13 protein-coding genes are annotated in these 15,149 nt (G+C 65.0%); 8 read left to right on the top strand and 5 right to left on the bottom strand.

The genetic code is table 11. The annotated features are described in order from the left end of the window. Positions 1 to 53 precede the first annotated feature (53 nt). Entirely contained in the window at positions 54 to 2,141 is a 2,088-nt protein-coding gene (locus Q7T45_RS17450) for an ABC transporter permease (RefSeq protein ID WP_304872229.1), read from the top strand. Positions 2,142 to 2,193: 52 nt separating this feature from the next. Beyond that, a complete protein-coding gene (gene ppsA, locus Q7T45_RS17445) occupies positions 2,194 to 4,599 on the top strand; it encodes a phosphoenolpyruvate synthase (RefSeq protein WP_304872228.1) in 2,406 nt (801 codons plus the stop codon). A gap of 78 nt (positions 4,600 to 4,677) precedes the next feature. On the opposite strand, the gene Q7T45_RS17440 is transcribed toward ppsA, so the two are convergent. Next, positions 4,678 to 6,015, bottom strand: coding sequence for an agarase (locus Q7T45_RS17440; protein ID WP_304872227.1), 1,338 nt, complete (start codon positions 6,013 to 6,015; stop codon positions 4,678 to 4,680). Positions 6,016 to 6,158: 143 nt separating this feature from the next. Here Q7T45_RS17440 and Q7T45_RS17435 point away from each other — a divergent pair, with 143 nt between their 5' ends. The 6 genes from Q7T45_RS17435 (at position 6,159) to Q7T45_RS17410 (ending at position 11,482) form a co-directional block, all read left to right on the top strand. Next, positions 6,159 to 7,514, top strand: coding sequence for a GH1 family beta-glucosidase (locus Q7T45_RS17435; protein ID WP_304872225.1), 1,356 nt, complete (start codon positions 6,159 to 6,161; stop codon positions 7,512 to 7,514). Between the two features lie 32 nt (positions 7,515 to 7,546). Further along, positions 7,547 to 8,494, top strand: coding sequence for a glucokinase (glk, locus tag Q7T45_RS17430; protein WP_304872222.1), 948 nt, complete (start codon positions 7,547 to 7,549; stop codon positions 8,492 to 8,494). Then, positions 8,487 to 9,470 carry a 1-phosphofructokinase family hexose kinase gene (locus tag Q7T45_RS17425; RefSeq protein WP_304872220.1) on the top strand — a complete coding sequence of 328 codons (984 nt, stop codon included), beginning with the start codon at positions 8,487 to 8,489 and terminating at the stop codon, positions 9,468 to 9,470. The genes glk and Q7T45_RS17425 overlap by 8 nt, the downstream gene beginning before the upstream one ends. Further along, positions 9,463 to 10,557 (top strand): SbmA/BacA-like family transporter, encoded by a 1,095-nt coding sequence (locus Q7T45_RS17420; RefSeq protein WP_304872219.1) that lies wholly within the window; start codon positions 9,463 to 9,465, stop codon positions 10,555 to 10,557. Before Q7T45_RS17425 ends, Q7T45_RS17420 begins: the two co-directional genes overlap by 8 nt. Before the next feature lie 111 nt (positions 10,558 to 10,668). After that, positions 10,669 to 10,950 carry a YARHG domain-containing protein gene (locus Q7T45_RS17415; RefSeq protein ID WP_304872217.1) on the top strand — a complete coding sequence of 94 codons (282 nt, stop codon included), beginning with the start codon at positions 10,669 to 10,671 and terminating at the stop codon, positions 10,948 to 10,950. A gap of 67 nt (positions 10,951 to 11,017) precedes the next feature. Next, positions 11,018 to 11,482, top strand: a complete 465-nt coding sequence (locus Q7T45_RS17410; protein WP_304872216.1) for a hypothetical protein — start codon at positions 11,018 to 11,020, stop codon at positions 11,480 to 11,482. A 34-nt stretch (positions 11,483 to 11,516) separates the two neighbouring features. Here Q7T45_RS17410 and Q7T45_RS17405 read toward each other — a convergent pair whose 3' ends face one another. The 4 genes from Q7T45_RS17405 to Q7T45_RS17390 form a co-directional block, all read right to left on the bottom strand. Then, positions 11,517 to 12,116, bottom strand: a complete 600-nt coding sequence (locus tag Q7T45_RS17405; protein ID WP_304872215.1) for a hypothetical protein — start codon at positions 12,114 to 12,116, stop codon at positions 11,517 to 11,519. A gap of 49 nt (positions 12,117 to 12,165) precedes the next feature. Further along, entirely contained in the window at positions 12,166 to 12,477 is a 312-nt protein-coding gene (locus Q7T45_RS17400; RefSeq protein WP_304872213.1) for a hypothetical protein, read from the bottom strand. A 77-nt stretch (positions 12,478 to 12,554) separates the two neighbouring features. Further along, positions 12,555 to 13,532 carry a zinc ribbon domain-containing protein gene (locus Q7T45_RS17395; RefSeq protein WP_304872212.1) on the bottom strand — a complete coding sequence of 326 codons (978 nt, stop codon included), beginning with the start codon at positions 13,530 to 13,532 and terminating at the stop codon, positions 12,555 to 12,557. Between the two features lie 31 nt (positions 13,533 to 13,563). Then, positions 13,564 to 15,149, bottom strand: a 1,586-nt coding sequence (locus Q7T45_RS17390; protein ID WP_304872210.1) for a hypothetical protein, incomplete at its 5' end; no start/stop codon positions are given.

Genomic DNA, 15,149 nt, shown 5'->3' with positions numbered 1-15,149 from the left:
CGACAAAGCGGCGATTGACTGAAATGGCGGAGCCGGTCATCAGGATTGAAGGCGTGTCGCGGACATATCATGTCGGCGATATCGACGTTCATGCGCTTCGCGCGGTCGACCTGACCGTCGAACACGGCGAGTTCATCGCCATCATGGGCGCGTCCGGATCGGGCAAATCGACGCTGATGTCGATCCTCGGCTGCCTCGACAGGCCGACCAGCGGCCGTTACCGGTTCGACGGCATCGATGTGGCGCAGCTTGCCGAGCCCGATCTCGCGGGCCTGCGCAGCGAGCGGCTCGGCTTCGTGTTCCAGAGTTTCAATCTATTGCCGCGCACCAGCGCCATCGACAACGTCGCCCTGCCGCTGTTGTACGCCATGTCCGGCCAAGGCCATGCGCGGGTGCGCTTCGAGCGGGCGCGCGCGGTTCTGGACAAGCTCGGACTGCGCGACCGCGAACGCAACACGCCCGGCCAGCTCTCCGGCGGGCAGCAGCAACGCGTCGCCATCGCCCGCGCGCTGATCAACCAGCCGAGCCTGCTGCTGGCGGACGAGCCGACCGGCAATCTCGATACGCGCAACTCTCACGAGATCATGGAGACGCTCAGTTCGCTCAATCGCGAACAAGGCGTCACCATCATCGTGGTGACCCACGAGTCTGATGTTGCAGCCTTTGCAGATCGCGTGCTGACCATGCGCGATGGCCAGATCATTTCCGATGTGAGAAAGACGAAGCCCGCGGCGGAGTCCGGACCGGCAATTGCTGCAGCCGAGGCGGTGAGCGAGTTGCCGCCTCTCTCCCCGTCCGCGGCGCCGCGCTCCTACGTCAAATCCTCCGGCGCATCCTGGCCGTTCGCGTGGATGGTGATGACGGCGGCGGCGGAAGCGATCTGGCGCAACAAGATGCGTTCGGCGCTGACCATGCTCGGAGTCTTCATCGGCGTCGCCGCCCTGATCGTCATGGTCTCGGTCGGCCAGGGGGCCAACGAGGCGGTCCGCAAGGAGATCGCAAGGCTCGGGACCAACCTCGTGGTGATCGTGCCGGGCGCCGCGACCCGCGGCGGCGCGCGCGGCGGCTCCGGCAGCGCCTCGACCCTGACGGTGGCCGACGTCCAGGCGATCCGGCGGGAAGCGCCTGCCGCCGGCGAAGTGAGCTATCTGATCCGCCAGTCCGGCCAGATCCGGTTCGCCAGCCAGAACTGGACCACCGGCATCCAGGGCGTCAGCTTCAACTACCCGCCGATGACGAACTGGCAGATCACCGCCGGGCGGGCGATCACGTCGGAAGACGAGCGAAGCGCCGGGCTTGTCGTCGTGCTCGGCGAGACCGTGCGCCGCCAGTTGTTCGGCGCCACCCAGAACCCGATCGGCGCGCTGGTGCAGGTCCGGGGCGTTTCGCTGCGGGTCATTGGGGTTCTCGACTCCAAGGGGCAGACCTCCTTTGGCCAGGACCAGGACGATCTCATCATGGTTCCGTTCACGACAGCCGAGCGCAAGATTATCGGCGTTGCGGCGCCGAGCCAGCAAACGACGGTCACCTGGATCTACCCGACGCCGCCCAATCCCTATGGGCTGCAACCGCGCCTGACCGGCTTTGTGAACCAGATCTACGTGCAGGCGGTGGATCAGACCGCCATTCAGACGGCGATCAGTCAGGCCAGCGAAATTCTGGCCCGCCGTCACCGCATCCGACCGGGCGCCAGCAATGATTTCTCGGTCCGCAACCTCAGCCAGATCGCGGAAACCGCGGAGGGCAGCAGCCGCATCATGGCGCTCCTGCTGGCCGCGGTGGCGTCGATATCGCTGGTGGTCGGCGGTATCGGCATCATGAATATCCTGCTGGTTTCGGTGACGGAGCGGACCCGGGAGATCGGACTGCGGATGGCGATCGGCGCCCGACGGCTGCACGTGCTGCTGCAGTTTCTGGCCGAGGCGATCTTCATCAGCGTCAGCGGCGGCATCGTCGGAATTGTCATCGGCGCGGCACTTTCACTGGCCGTGTCCGCCGTCACCGGCTGGCCGGCGCCGATCTCGCTGACAGCCATCGCCGGCGGATTCCTGTTTTCGGCCGCCGTCGGCATCTTCTTTGGCTACTATCCGGCCCGCAAGGCCGCCCGGCTCGATCCGATCGAAGCGCTGCGCTACGAGTGAGCGCCTTGACCTTGCTCAATATCCGCCGGGTCCGGCCTGATCTACTGCCGCCATGGCAAATTACATCAGATCGTTTCTCGAACTCGGGCTGAACGACGTCGGGCTGGTCGGCGGCAAGACCGCCTCGCTCGGCGAGTTGTATTCAACCCTCGCATCCGAAGGGGTCGCCGTTCCCAACGGGTTCGCCGTCACCGCCGACGCCTACCGCGATGCGCTGTCGCAGCCCGGCGTCGCGGAGCAGCTGCATCAGTTGCTCGACGGCCTGGACAAGAGCAAGATCAAGCGCTTGGCGGCCGCCGCAGCCAAGGCGCGCGCCGTCGTCTACAAGGCGATGGATACCGCGCCGATCCGCGATCAGATCATGGAAGCCTACCGGAAGCTGGAGCGGGAAGCCGGCAAAGGCGTCGCTGTCGCAGTGCGCAGTTCCGCGACGGCGGAAGACCTCCCGACCGCGAGTTTTGCCGGCCAGCATGAAAGCTTCCTCAATGTGCGCGGACCGAAGGACCTGTTCGAGGCCTGCCGGCGCTGCTTTGCCTCGATCTTCACCGATCGCGCGATTTCCTACCGCATCGACAACGGCTTCGACCATTTCAAGGTCTTCCTTTCCGTCGCCGTGATGAAAATGGTCCGCTCCGACATCGGCGCCAGCGGCGTCATCTTCACGCTCGATACCGAATCCGGATTTCGCGACGTGGTCTTCGTCACCGGCTGTTACGGCCTCGGCGAAACCATCGTGCAGGGCCAGGTCGATCCCGACGAGTTCTACGTGCACAAGCCGACCCTCGCCAAGGGCTTCCGCCGCGTGTTGCGGCGCCGGCTCGGTGGCAAGCAGATCCGGATGATCTACGGCAAGCGCGGCGGCAGCCATGCGACGCTGACCCGGAACGTGCCGGAAGCGGAGCGGCGGAAATTCTGCATTTCCGATCCGGACGTCTTGACGCTGGCCGACATCGCCGTGCGGATCGAGACGCACTACTCGAAGCATGCCGGCGCGGCGATGCCGATGGATATCGAATGGGCCAGGGACGGCGCCGACGGCAAGCTTTACATCATCCAGGCACGACCTGAGACGGTGGCCTCGCAGCGTTCCGCTGAAATGTTCGAGACCTACAATCTCAAGGGAAAAGGGTCCGTCATCGTCACCGGCCGCGCGGTCGGCGAAAAGATCGCCTCTGGACGCACCCGCCGCATTGCCAGCGCGCGGGACCTCTCGACCTTCAAGCCCGGCGAAATCCTGGTCGCGCCGGCAACCAGTCCGGACTGGGAGCCGGTGATGAAGATCGCGGGCGGCATCATCACCGACAAGGGCGGTCGCACCTGCCACGCCGCCATCGTGGCGCGTGAGCTCGGCATTCCCGCCGTGGTGGGAGCGACTCACGCGACCGAGAAGCTCAAGACCGGGAGCCAGGTCACGATCTCCTGCGCCGAAGGGGACGTCGGCAATGTCTATCAGGGCAAGGTTGCCTTCGACGTCACGCGAACGCCCGTCAGCGCGTTCAAGGCACCGCGCACACCGATCATGGTCAACGTCGGCACCCCCGAAATGGCGTTCCGGACGGCGATGCAGCCACAATCGGGCGTCGGGCTCGCCCGCATGGAATTCATCATCAGCGAGCATATCGGCGTGCACCCGATGGCGCTGCTCAAGCCGAAGAAGATCACCTCGGCCAAAGCAAGAACCGCGATCGCCCGTCTGGTCGAGGGCTACAAGACCCCAGCCGATTTCTTCATCGAGAGGCTGTCGGAAGGCGTCGGCACCATTGCCGCGGCGTTCTATCCCAAGCCGGTGATCGTGCGGCTTTCCGACTTCAAGACCAACGAATATGCCAGCCTGCTCGGCGGCGAGGCTTTCGAGCCGAAAGAAGAGAACCCGATGCTGGGATTCCGCGGCGCTTCCCGCTACAGCCACCCGGCCTATGCGGAAGGGTTTGCGCTGGAATGTGCCGCGCTGCGCCGGGTGCGCGAGGAAATGGGACTCTCCAATCTTCGCATCATGGTGCCGTTCTGCCGGACCGTCGAAGAAGGCAAGCGCGTCATCGCGACCATGGCCGCCAACGGCCTGAAGCGCGGCGAGAACGGGCTCGAGATCTATGTGATGTGCGAAATTCCCAACAACGTCATCCAGATCGACGCGTTCGCGCAATTGTTCGACGGCTTCTCGATCGGCTCCAACGATCTCACCCAGCTGACCCTCGGGGTCGACCGCGATTCCGATATCGTCGCCTTCGATTTCGACGAGCGCGATCCGGGCATGCTGGAGATATTCAGGCTGGCCGTCACGGGCGCCAAACGTAACGGGCGTCACGTCGGCATCTGCGGCGAAGCGCCGGCGAATTATCCGGAGATCGCGCGCTACCTGACGCAGCTCGGTATCGACTCGATCAGCGTCAATCCGTCGAGCGTGTTTCGCACCATGGCGGCGGTGCGCGAAGCCGAGGCCGCGAAGGATGCGGTTTGACGCAACGCAGCACAATTGCTGCACTGCGGCTTACTGTGCACGGGGTTGTTTTCGCGATTTTTGTCCGGGCCCGCCGGGCTAGCCGCGTGGCGCGGATTCGGCGTGAATCCGCTCGGCCAGGGCATTGACCCTGGTCATCGTCTCCGTCAACTCGACATAGGGATCGTCTTGGATCGTCACCGCGCCGTAGTTCGAATTCTCACCGTCAAACCGCCCTTCCGCAGGCTGGTCGGCATGCTCGAACCAGTGATATCCGACCACCGACGGGTTGCGCAGGGCGGCGGTGACGTAGCGCTCGAAGCACTGGGCGCGCTCGGTCTGGCTGGCGACCCGCGGCCCGGCGCCGTTGCCGTTGGGCAGGCCGGCATCGTCGCCGCGGAAGGAGAATTCCGAAATCAGGCATGGCTTGCCGCCGGCGGCATAGGCATCGATCTGCGGGGTCGCATCGAGTTCGTAGCAATTGAACGAGATCACATCGAGATAGCGGACGGCCGCGGCGATCACACTGGATTGCGCCTGATAGCCGAAGCGGGAGCCGATCACGAGGTGATTGGGGTCGGCGGCCTTGATGGCCGAGACGCACACCTCGAAATATCGATCGGCGTCGACGGCCAGAAAGGCGTCGCAATCAGCGGAAAAGGCCGCGCGGGCGGGGTTGGCGAGGTTGGCCTTGAGCTCGAGCGCGTCATTCAGGCCTCCGGCAGGCATTCGGAAGAATGGCGCTTCAACCCGTCCCATCGCCGCGAGTTGCTCCCATGATCGCGCCGGCGTCTGCCAGACCGCATTGAACTGCGAGAATTCGCGATAATGCTCCTGCAATCGTGCCGTGGCGGCGACGCGGCCGGGGCGGTGCGACGGCAGGTTCAGAAACAGCGTCAGCAACTCGTCAGCGCCACGCCAGTCGGGTGACCAGTACATCTCGTTATCGATGAACGTGCCGAGTAGCCCGACATCGTGAAATCGTCTTGCACAGTGAGTGCTGGCGCGTTCCCGGATGTGGGCCGCAAAGGCAGGATCGAACACATCGGGAAACACCTGGTCACGCCGGTGCAGCTTGAAGGAAGCCCCGAGTTCATTGGTGGGCGCGATCGCAAGCGGCGACGCACCGGCGCCGGCGACCAGTTCATCCGACCAGCAGCCCAGCGTGTTGAAATGCCAGCTGGCCAGCCGGTCCGCCACCGCCGCGCGCCAGACGTGCTGGCTGCCGTATTTGCTCCGGCACGCATCGGCATACGGGGCGCGAGCGGTATTGCGGACGTGGTCCGAATCGAAGCGTACATTGTTGACGCCCTTGGAGATAAAGCGACCGCCATCGGGATCGACCAGCCAGAATACGCCATCATGCTGGTCCACGCGAAAGAAGCCGCTTCCCCGGAAGCGGTCGTCGGCGATTCCACCCCATTTGGTTCTTTGCAAGCGGACACCCCAACGGCAAGATAACGGCACCTATTTGTCGCATCGGCTGGCCAGGAGCAGTTGATGTATCTCAAGATCGCCGGGTCACCGGCAGGACTAATGCTACGGTACCTCGCATTCCTGCCGGGGCGGAAGGGCCAAGAGTGAACTCGAACCGTCTCGTACCTGCGTCGCAGCTGCCTTCCACAGCCGGCCTGCGTCCGGATTTCATCTGGGGCGTCTCGACCTCCAGCTTCCAGATCGAAGGCGCGACCAGGGAAGACGGCCGCGGACCCAGCATCTGGGACGTCATCTGTCAGAACGGAGAAATCAGGAACCGCGACAGCGGCGACATCGCGTGTGACCACTACCATCGCTACCGCGAGGATGTCGCGCTGATGCAGCGGCTGGGCGTTCAGGCCTATCGGTTCTCGGTCGCCTGGCCGCGGGTGCTGCCGCAGGGCCGGGGATCGGTCAACGAGCCCGGCCTCGCCTTCTACGACCGGCTGATCGACGAACTGCTGGCCGCCGGCATCGAACCCTGGCTGTGCCTGTATCACTGGGATCTGCCGCAGGCGCTGGAGGATCTCGGCGGATGGCAGAACCGTGAGTCGGTCGCATGGTTCGCCGACTACACGACGCTGATCGCCGGGCGTTTCGGCGATCGCGTCAAGCGCTTTGCGACCTTCAACGAGCCTTCGATCTTCAATCTGTTCAGCCGCTCGCTGGGCAAGCGGGACCACAGCAGCGAAACCGGTCTTTACCGGGCGACGCACCACGTCAATCTCGCCCATGGCGCGGCCGTGGACGTGTTACGCGAGAAAGTTCAAGGCGCCTCGATCGGGTGCATTCACAACCTTCAGCCCTGCCGGCCTTCCAGCGCGAGCGAAGCCGACGCGGCGGCGGCCGCGCGCCTGGGCGTTTACTGGAACAGCGCCTTCCCCGATCCGCAATGCCGCGGCGAATATCCGCCCTCGATGCGGACCATGATCGAGCCGCACCTGCAGCCGGGCGACCTCGCGCGCATTTGCCGTCCGCTCGACTGGTTCGGATTGAACCATTACAGCCCGGTCTACGTGAAGGCACAGCCGGCGGCGATGTTGGGCTTCGACTTCGGCGAAAAGCCGGCCGGCGCTGCCCTGACGCAGATCGGATGGCCGATCGATCCGCCAGCCTTCGGCGAAACGCTGCGGCTGGTCCAGGAACGCTACCGCTTGCCGATCTATGTGCTCGAAAACGGATATGGCGGCAACGACAGGCCCGACGCGAGCGGCGCCGTGACCGATCCCGAGCGGATCGATTTTCTGCGCGGCTATATCGACGCGATGAATTCCGCCGGCGCCGGGGGCGTCGATGTCAGGGGCTACTTTGTCTGGTCGCTGCTCGACAATTTCGAATGGATGTCGGGGTACAGCGATCGGTTCGGCCTGGCCTATGTCGACTATGCCTCGCTGCAACGCATTCCAAAATCGTCGTTCCACTGGTACGCGGATTTGATCAAGGCGGCACGTCAGCGATGAAAGCAGCCTCTCCAGGATACGCCGGCCGGACCGTGCTGCTTGCCGACATCGGCGGGACCAATGCACGCTTCGCGCTTCTGGCCGGGGGCTCGGTCGGCAGGGTTACCCATATGGCGGTCCGCGACCACGGCAGCTTTCGCGAAGCACTCGACACCTATCTCGGCAGTCTGCCGGAGGCCGGCACGATCAGCGCCGCGATTCTGGCTGCTGCCGGCGTGATCGGGAACGGCCACTGCGCCCTCACCAACAATTCCTGGGTGATCGACGCTGAGGAACTGCGCGCCGTCTACGGATTCACCAATGTGCGCCTGCTCAACGATTTCGAAGCCGTGGCATGGGCCCTGTCCTGCCTTCCCGCTGAAAAACTCCTCCCCCTGGGCGGCGGACTGCCGATCGCGGGGGCGCCACTGGCCGCGCTCGGCCCTGGCACGGGCCTTGGAATGGCAGCCTGCATACCGCACGCAACCGGACGCCTCGTGCTGTCGAGCGAGGGCGGCCATTCCACCATGGCCGGCAGTTCGTCACGCGAGGACGCCGTCATCGCTCTCCTGCGCCAACGACTGGGACATGTCTCGGCCGAACACGTTCTTTCCGGTGGCGGGCTGGAAAATCTCCACCAGGCGCTGGCTACGCTGGACGACCTCGCGCTGCCGGGGCGCCGCGCCGCCGAGATCACGCGGGCCGGCATCGAGGGGACCTGTCCGACCAGCCGCGCCGCCATCGACATGTTCTGCGCGATGCTCGGGACGGTCGCCGGCAATCTCGCGCTGACGCTCGGCGCGAAGGGCGGAATATTCATTGCCGGTGGCATTCTGCGTCATATGCCCGAATATCTCGCCCGCTCGCAGTTCCGCGCACGCTTCGAAGACAAGGGCCGGCTTCGCGAGTATCTCGAACCGATTCCGGTCTGGCTGATTCTGGACGACGATGCCGCATTCGTCGGCCTGCATGCACTGGCGGAGGTCGAAGGCATTGGCTGACATTTCGCGGGGCATCGTCACCCTCACCATCAATCCCGCCGTCGACGCCTCGACGTCGGTGAAGAAACTGGCGCCCTTCACCAAGATGCGCTGCGCGCCGGCGCGCCGCGATCCCGGCGGCGGTGGCATCAACGTAGCCCGGGTTCTCGGACGGCTCGGCATCGCCGCGTCGGCCATTTACACGGCCGGCGGCGCAACCGGGCAATTGCTCGGCGCCCTGGTCGCGCGCGAAGGCGTGCAGGGCCTCATGGTCCCGGTGCAGAACGAGACGCGGGAGGACCTGACGGTTTTCGACGAGACCACCCGGGAGCAATTTCGCTTCGTCTTCCCGGGAGCGCCGCTCGGTGAATCCGAGTGGCAGGAGTGTCTGGCATCGATCGCGCGCATCGAACCGCGGCCGGCGTTTGTGATCGCCAGCGGCAGCCTGCCGGCTGGCGTACCGGAAGATTTTTATGGCAAGCTGGCGCAGGCCTGCAGGGCGCACAGCAAGGTCATCGTGGACACGTCCGGCCGCTTCCTGAAGGCGGCGCTCGAACAAAGCGTCTATCTCATCAAGCCCAATCTTCGCGAGTTTCAGGAGCTGGCTGGCATGACGGCCTCGGATGACGCTTCGTTGATCGAGGCGGGACGGCGCCTGATCGGCCGCGGCCAGGTCGAGGTGATCGCGCTCTCGATGGGGCCGGACGGCGGCTTGCTGATCACGCGCGATCTGGCCCTGCGCGCCAACGGCCTCGCGATCAAGCCGGTCAGCGTCTCCGGCGCCGGCGACAGTTTTCTGGCGGCGATGGTCTGGAGCCTTTCCAGCAACGGCAGTCTCGAAACCGCCCTGCGCTACGGGGTTGCCGGCGGTTCCGCCGCGCTGCTCAGTCCGGGGACCGACCTTTGCCGGCCGCAGGACATGCACCGCCTGGTCACGGAGGTGATGGTCAGGCCGATCATGTCGCAAACCGCCCTGCCCGATCCAGCTCATGAATAACGACAGCTACATCGCTCCCAGCGAGCAACGCCTGCTCTCTCGTTTCTGGCAGAGCGCGCGCGGCTTCTGGGGCGGCGCGACGGCCCCGTGGGCCTGGCTGCTCACCGTGTTGCTGATCGTCACCGTCCTGCTGCAGCTGTTGACCCAGTACTCGCTGAATTTCTGGAATCGCGATTTCTTCAATGCCGTCGAACGCAAGGATGGCGCGGAGCTGCTGGCGCAGGCATTGCGTCTTTTGCCGCTGGCCGCGGCCAGCCTCGCGCTCGCCGTGTTCTCGGTGTGGGGCCGCATGACCCTGCAACGGAAATGGCGAGCGTGGCTGAGCAACCACCTCTACAAATACTGGCTGGAGCGCGACCATTATGTCCGGCTCAGATTCATGCCGGGGGAGCATCAGGCCCCCGAATATCGCATCGCCGAGGACGCCAGGCTTGCCACCGACCTGCCGGTCGACCTCGTGCTCGGGCTGTTCTCCTCGCTGATCACCGGCATCACCTTTATCGGCATCCTCTGGACGGTGGGTGGTAGCTCGACCATCGACCTGTTCGGCCTGGTGCTGACCATTCCGGGCTACCTCGTGGTGGCGGTGATCGTTTACTCCATCATCGTTGCGGCGGCGATGGTGCTGATCGGCAGCCGCCTGACCCGCGTCGTGGAGGACAACAAGCGAGCCGAAGCCGAGCTGCGCGCGATAGGAACCCACATCCGCGAGAGCGGCGAAGGCAAGACATTGCCTGACAACATCAAGGACCGGCTTGAGGCCGTCAGCACGGCGCTGCGGGTGGTGATTGCCACCTGGCTGGAGTATTGCTGGCAATTGATGCGCCTGACCGTGGTCACGCACAGCAATACGTTGCTGGCGCCGGTCGTCGGCTTGCTGCTCTGCATGCCGAAATACGTCGCCGGCACGATGCTGCTCGGCGAGGTGGTCCAGGCGGCCGCAGCCTTTGTCGTGGTGCAGGGTGCCTGCAACTGGTTCACCGACAACTACATTCGCCTGGCCGACTGGGCCGCCTCCGCCAACCGCGTCGCATCCCTGCTGCTGGCGCTGGATCGGATCGACCCGCCCGACGCCAGCGCATCGTGACCGTCTGCAGCCGAAACGCATCGACGGGCGGCATCATTGATTCAGCGCAAGGCGTTTGCCGGGAGCGGCGGGTAATGGAATGAACCATTGTTGGACAGAGGTGCGACTGCCATGAAGATTGGATATCGATGCCTGATTGGCGCATTGGCTGTGGCGGCAAGCGCCGGCGGCCTGATCTCGACGGCCAGTGCCCAGAGTTGCCAGGAACTATGGGTCGAGCGCAATTCCTACTACAAGCAAGCCGGCTACTGCTTCAAGACGTCCCGCGCGATCTCCTATTTCGGCAACGGGGGCTGCATCTATGACATCGAGGCCAGCGTGCCGTTGCCGCGCGATATTCGCGCCCGCATCGCCGAGATCACCCGGATCGAGCGGCGCAGCGGCTGCAATTGAGGAACACCCGTTGGAGGACGGGAACCCGTTGAAAGGGGCGCACATGATCGTGAGAGTTCTTCTCGCCATGCTCGCCTGTGCAATCGGCGGCAACGCCGTCGCCGCACAGGGCTGGACGCGGCCGCAACTTCCCGCGGCGCTCGGCTTTCTCGTCATGCAGTGCGACCAGCGCGATTTCTGTTTCGCGATCGCCTGCCCCGACAGGAAGCTGCAGCTCGTCAACATTTCGCCCGGCGGCGGCCCGATGGGCAATCCCGACGTCGGCGCGAATGGCGGCGCCGCGAAGCTGACCGTGGGCCAGGAAGTATTTTCGCTGTCATTCAGCTGGGACGACAGCATCCTGGAACGGGTTGGCAATGCCGGCAGCCGCAGCGAATTGCCGGTCGCGGCGTTGATGGCGCTTGCCCGGAGCAACGGCAGGATCGAAGGCACCAACACCGGGCCGGTCAAGGCCACCCTCCCCAGCAGCGGGCTGAAGCAGCATTGGCCCGTGATCGCCAGGACATGCGGACTTCCCGAACTGCCACGCTGATCGGGGAGGCAAAGTCCTTTACGGGCACACGTCTCTAGGGTTTCTCGAAATGCGCCGGATTTTCGACGACACCTTTCTCACAGAACCGCTGGAATGATCCCAATCGCGAGCCGAGGTCAGAAAGAGCAATGGCGTAACTGCGTCCCGCCAGCGTCAATTCGAGCTCGCTGGCCGTCTTGAACGACTCCAGCTGCGCCACGCCGATTTCGGCATAGTGAATATCCGCATCCCAGTCCAGACTGCGAGAAAGCAGCGACTTCGTCTTGTAGAGGTTGCGGAAGGTCAGCGCGGCCGGCGCTGCGCTCGCCGCATCCGCGGCGCGCACGGAGATGGAGATCACGGCCGGTTCGGTATCTCGCAATTTCACCGAGGGCTGCACCAGCAGCACATAATAGTTCGACTTCATGCAAACGAACTCGAACAGGCCAATCCCCGCGTCAGAACCATTCTCCTGCTTCGGCAACAGGGTGGGCAGGTCCTTGTATTCCTTGCTGGGCTTGTGGATTTGCCAGCCGCCTGTTGTGACCATCACCGTTTCGGCAGCCGCAACGGTCGGATTGAAGCCGGCCAGGACGACAGCAACGACCGTTGACAACAGGCCTGCCCTGCTTCGAATTCTGCTGAGAGCTTTCATGGCTGGCTCGCTTTCACCGTAATATCCCGAGAGCATCCGTTTCGCGGCACTATTTCCCTGCCGGCCGCATGATCCTGCAGGGGCCGGAGTCGGCCGGCGGATTTTTGAGGATGAAGGCATCGCCCGGCAGCAAGTCGCCTCTGATGGTCACCTGATGTCCCTCGAAACGGCGGAGATCGACATCCTTCCCGTTGGCATCCATCGGACGGATGTCGTAGCCATCAGAAGAAACGAAGCCTCCGTTGAAGACACAGCCTACAATCGTTTTCGGAACCGGCTTTGATGCGACGGCCGGAAGGAGGGTTGTCAGTCCGGCGAGGGTTGCGACGCCGAAAGCGATCAGGCGGCGATTGGTGAACATCAGGAGTCTCCGAATAGGCCGCATCATCAGGCGCGCGGAATTCCGTTTCATTGATCCAGAACAAAAGCCGAGACCGCTCATGCCAGCGCGGCTCCGCATTGGCCGCAAAAGCGGTCCGCAGCCGTCGCGGGATGGCCGCATTGCCGGCAGAAGCGCGGCGCTGCGGCCGCCTTCGGCGCTTGCGGCGGCGCGGCGGGCTCCTTCAGCGCCAGTGCGATGGCGTCATGCACCAGCGTCCTCGCATCAGCGGCGCTCACGGAGCTGAGGCGCACCGCGCTCGGCGCTCCGGCCGGACCGCGCGGATCAATGACCCACACGGCGGCGAAGCTGCGCAAAAATACCAGCGACGCGGAATCGAATCCGCCCGCTCGTCGTCGGTCGACCGACAGCACCGCGGCGGCGAGCGGCAATTCGAGATGCGCGAAGGCGGTGACGAACGCCGGCTGCGGCGACCACAGCCCCGTCTTCCCCCGCACGATCAACCCGCCGCGCGCCAGCACGTCGAGCCCTGCCAGCAACCGCGCCTCCGTGACGTCGCCAGGGCCGAAAATCTGCGTCAGCATGCCCGACAGCCAGCGCGGATCCGGCAGCGTCGCGCCATCCAGCGCACGCAGGTAGATGCTGTCCTCGTTGAGCGCGACCTGACGTGCCGGCGATCGCGCGAGCAGACTTTCCAGTTCGGCCTGCCGGTGCGCATCGGCCATCGCCGCCAGCGCCCACAGGGCGGCGATGTCGAGTTCGCTGCGATGGTCGACAGGGGCGAGCGGCTGATCAAGACCGAGGGTTTCAACGATCAAGGCTTCCGCCAGCGCGCTATCGACCGGGAACGACACCGCGGCGCCGCCCTCGGCGTCCGGCGTCACCGCCGCCATCTGCTTTCCCGCGCCAGCGACGGCATAGCAATCCAGCCGCCGCCCGCCGTCGCGCGTTACCGTCGTCACCGCGATGCGCGCCAGGGGATCGGCGAGACCGGCGCGCACCGACGGCGGCAATTGCGCGGCGTTAGCCGCGCGATCGAGCTGAACCGCATCCGGTGCAATCGTTTGAGTAGTCATGACATTCCTCCTGAGCGCGATTGCGCGCGTTCTATGTTGTCCATTTCAGCCCCTCGAACTGGCTGGAGAGTTTTTCGCTGAAGTCGCCGATGTCGCTGAAGCCGAGCCGCTCGAGTTTGCCTTCCAGCGTGTGCAGCACCGCGGCGTCGGGATGAACGGGCAGGTTGGAGCCTTTCACCAGATCCATCGCCTGGCGCAGATTGCCTGGCAGTTCGCCGGCCGGGATGTTTTGCGCGCCATAGGCCTTGCGCACGGTGTCCAGCGTGTCGACGCCCTTCTGCGCCTGGGCGATCGCCTCGAACGGATCGCCGCGGCGCAGATTGCCGGTGACCTTCTCGTGGAACTGCTGCGCCAGCCCCTGCGGGTCGGCGAGTTTTATCGGTTGCGACGGGACGGGCGCCTTGCCTGACGCGATGTCCTTCAACTCGGCGATCCGGGTCGTGCCGGTGCCGGCCACCTCGCCGGCGGCGAGGTTGCCGCGCTGGCCGGTCCTGAGATCGGCGATCTGGTCGGAGTAGTCGCGACCCGCCTCGCGGAAGGCGCGATCGGTCGGGGTGTGGCCGTGCTGCTCCGCCCACCACGCCTTCTGCTGCGCCGGGTCCATGCCCCCAGGGCATTTTGTCTTGTCGAAGAAGGTCAGTTCGGCGAAGGCATCGTTGGAGTGCTGCTCCCATTTTGTCTTGGGCACCTCGACCCACTTGCCGGTGCTGTCCTGCATCAGCACCCGGAAGTCGCGGTCGGTGTTGATCGGGTTGGCGGTTTTGCCGGGGGTGCGGAACTCGTGAATCACGAGCTTCCTGTCGGCCAGCTCCGGGCTCGACTTCCGGAGCCGCTCCAGCAACATCTGGTCATGCGGCTTGTAGACCTCGTTGCGCAGTGTGTTGTTGAAGGCTTCCTGGGTCGATGCCGATCCGCTCTGCTTCAGCGCGCGGACCTGATGCGGGTTCTTCTGCACCTCCAGCACGTCGGTCAACGAGGCGCGCATCCGCCCTGAACCGTCGACATGGACGCCCTGGTCCAGCGTCGTCAGATTCTTGCGCATCTTCTCGACCAGGTCGGTGGCGACCTTGGAGCGCCGGCTCGCCTGCGCCAGCAGATCGGCGCCGCTCTCGGCAATGCCGGCCACCGCCTTCTTGCCGGCGCGCCAGGCCTCGCCGGCATAGCCTGCGCCGTAATGGATCGCCTGGCCGAACAGGACATCGGTCACCGCCGCCTTGACCCCTGCGGTCGCGATGTCGAGAACGCCGCCGCCGGCACGGGCGGCGTCGCGCATCGCAAGGCTGCTGCCGACCGCCGAACTCGCCCAGCCCTTGGTCAGCACCGCATCGAGCGCCGCCGCCCCGCTCTGCAGCAGCGTGTCCTGGGCTGCGTCCTTGTAGGTGTAGGTCGGGGTGTAGCCCGGACGCATCTGGTTGCCGATCACATCGGCGAGCGGGATCAGTTTCTCGAGGCCCTTGCGGTAGTCGTTGTCGGCGGGCGTCGCCAGCAGCCGGTCGCTGAGTTCGTCGAACAAGCCGGAGCGCGACTCGTCGAGCAGCGCATCGACGCCCTCGCGGCCGCGTTGCTCGCCGAGCGCGCCCAACAGCTCGTCGCGCGCCTTGAAGTAGGTGCGCATCT

This window comes from Bradyrhizobium sp., from assembly GCF_030646015.1.
Classification (GTDB): Bacteria; Pseudomonadota; Alphaproteobacteria; order Rhizobiales; family Xanthobacteraceae; genus Bradyrhizobium.
The sequence above is the reverse complement of the archived record's forward strand: the minus strand, read 5'-3'. Positions and strand labels throughout refer to the sequence as shown.

Excerpts from the sequence above, each read along its gene's own strand:
- ppsA (WP_304872228.1), top strand. The coding sequence starts at position 2,194 with ATGGCAAATTACATCAGATCGTTTCTCGAACTCGGGCTGAACGACGTC.
- Q7T45_RS17420 (WP_304872219.1), top strand. The coding sequence starts at position 9,463 with ATGAATAACGACAGCTACATCGCTCCCAGCGAGCAACGCCTGCTCTCT.
- Q7T45_RS17415 (WP_304872217.1), top strand. The coding sequence starts at position 10,669 with ATGAAGATTGGATATCGATGCCTGATTGGCGCATTGGCTGTGGCGGCA.
- Q7T45_RS17410 (WP_304872216.1), top strand. The coding sequence starts at position 11,018 with ATGCTCGCCTGTGCAATCGGCGGCAACGCCGTCGCCGCACAGGGCTGG.
- Q7T45_RS17405 (WP_304872215.1), bottom strand. The coding sequence starts at position 12,116 with ATGAAAGCTCTCAGCAGAATTCGAAGCAGGGCAGGCCTGTTGTCAACG.
- Q7T45_RS17400 (WP_304872213.1), bottom strand. The coding sequence starts at position 12,477 with ATGTTCACCAATCGCCGCCTGATCGCTTTCGGCGTCGCAACCCTCGCC.
- Q7T45_RS17395 (WP_304872212.1), bottom strand. The coding sequence starts at position 13,532 with ATGACTACTCAAACGATTGCACCGGATGCGGTTCAGCTCGATCGCGCG.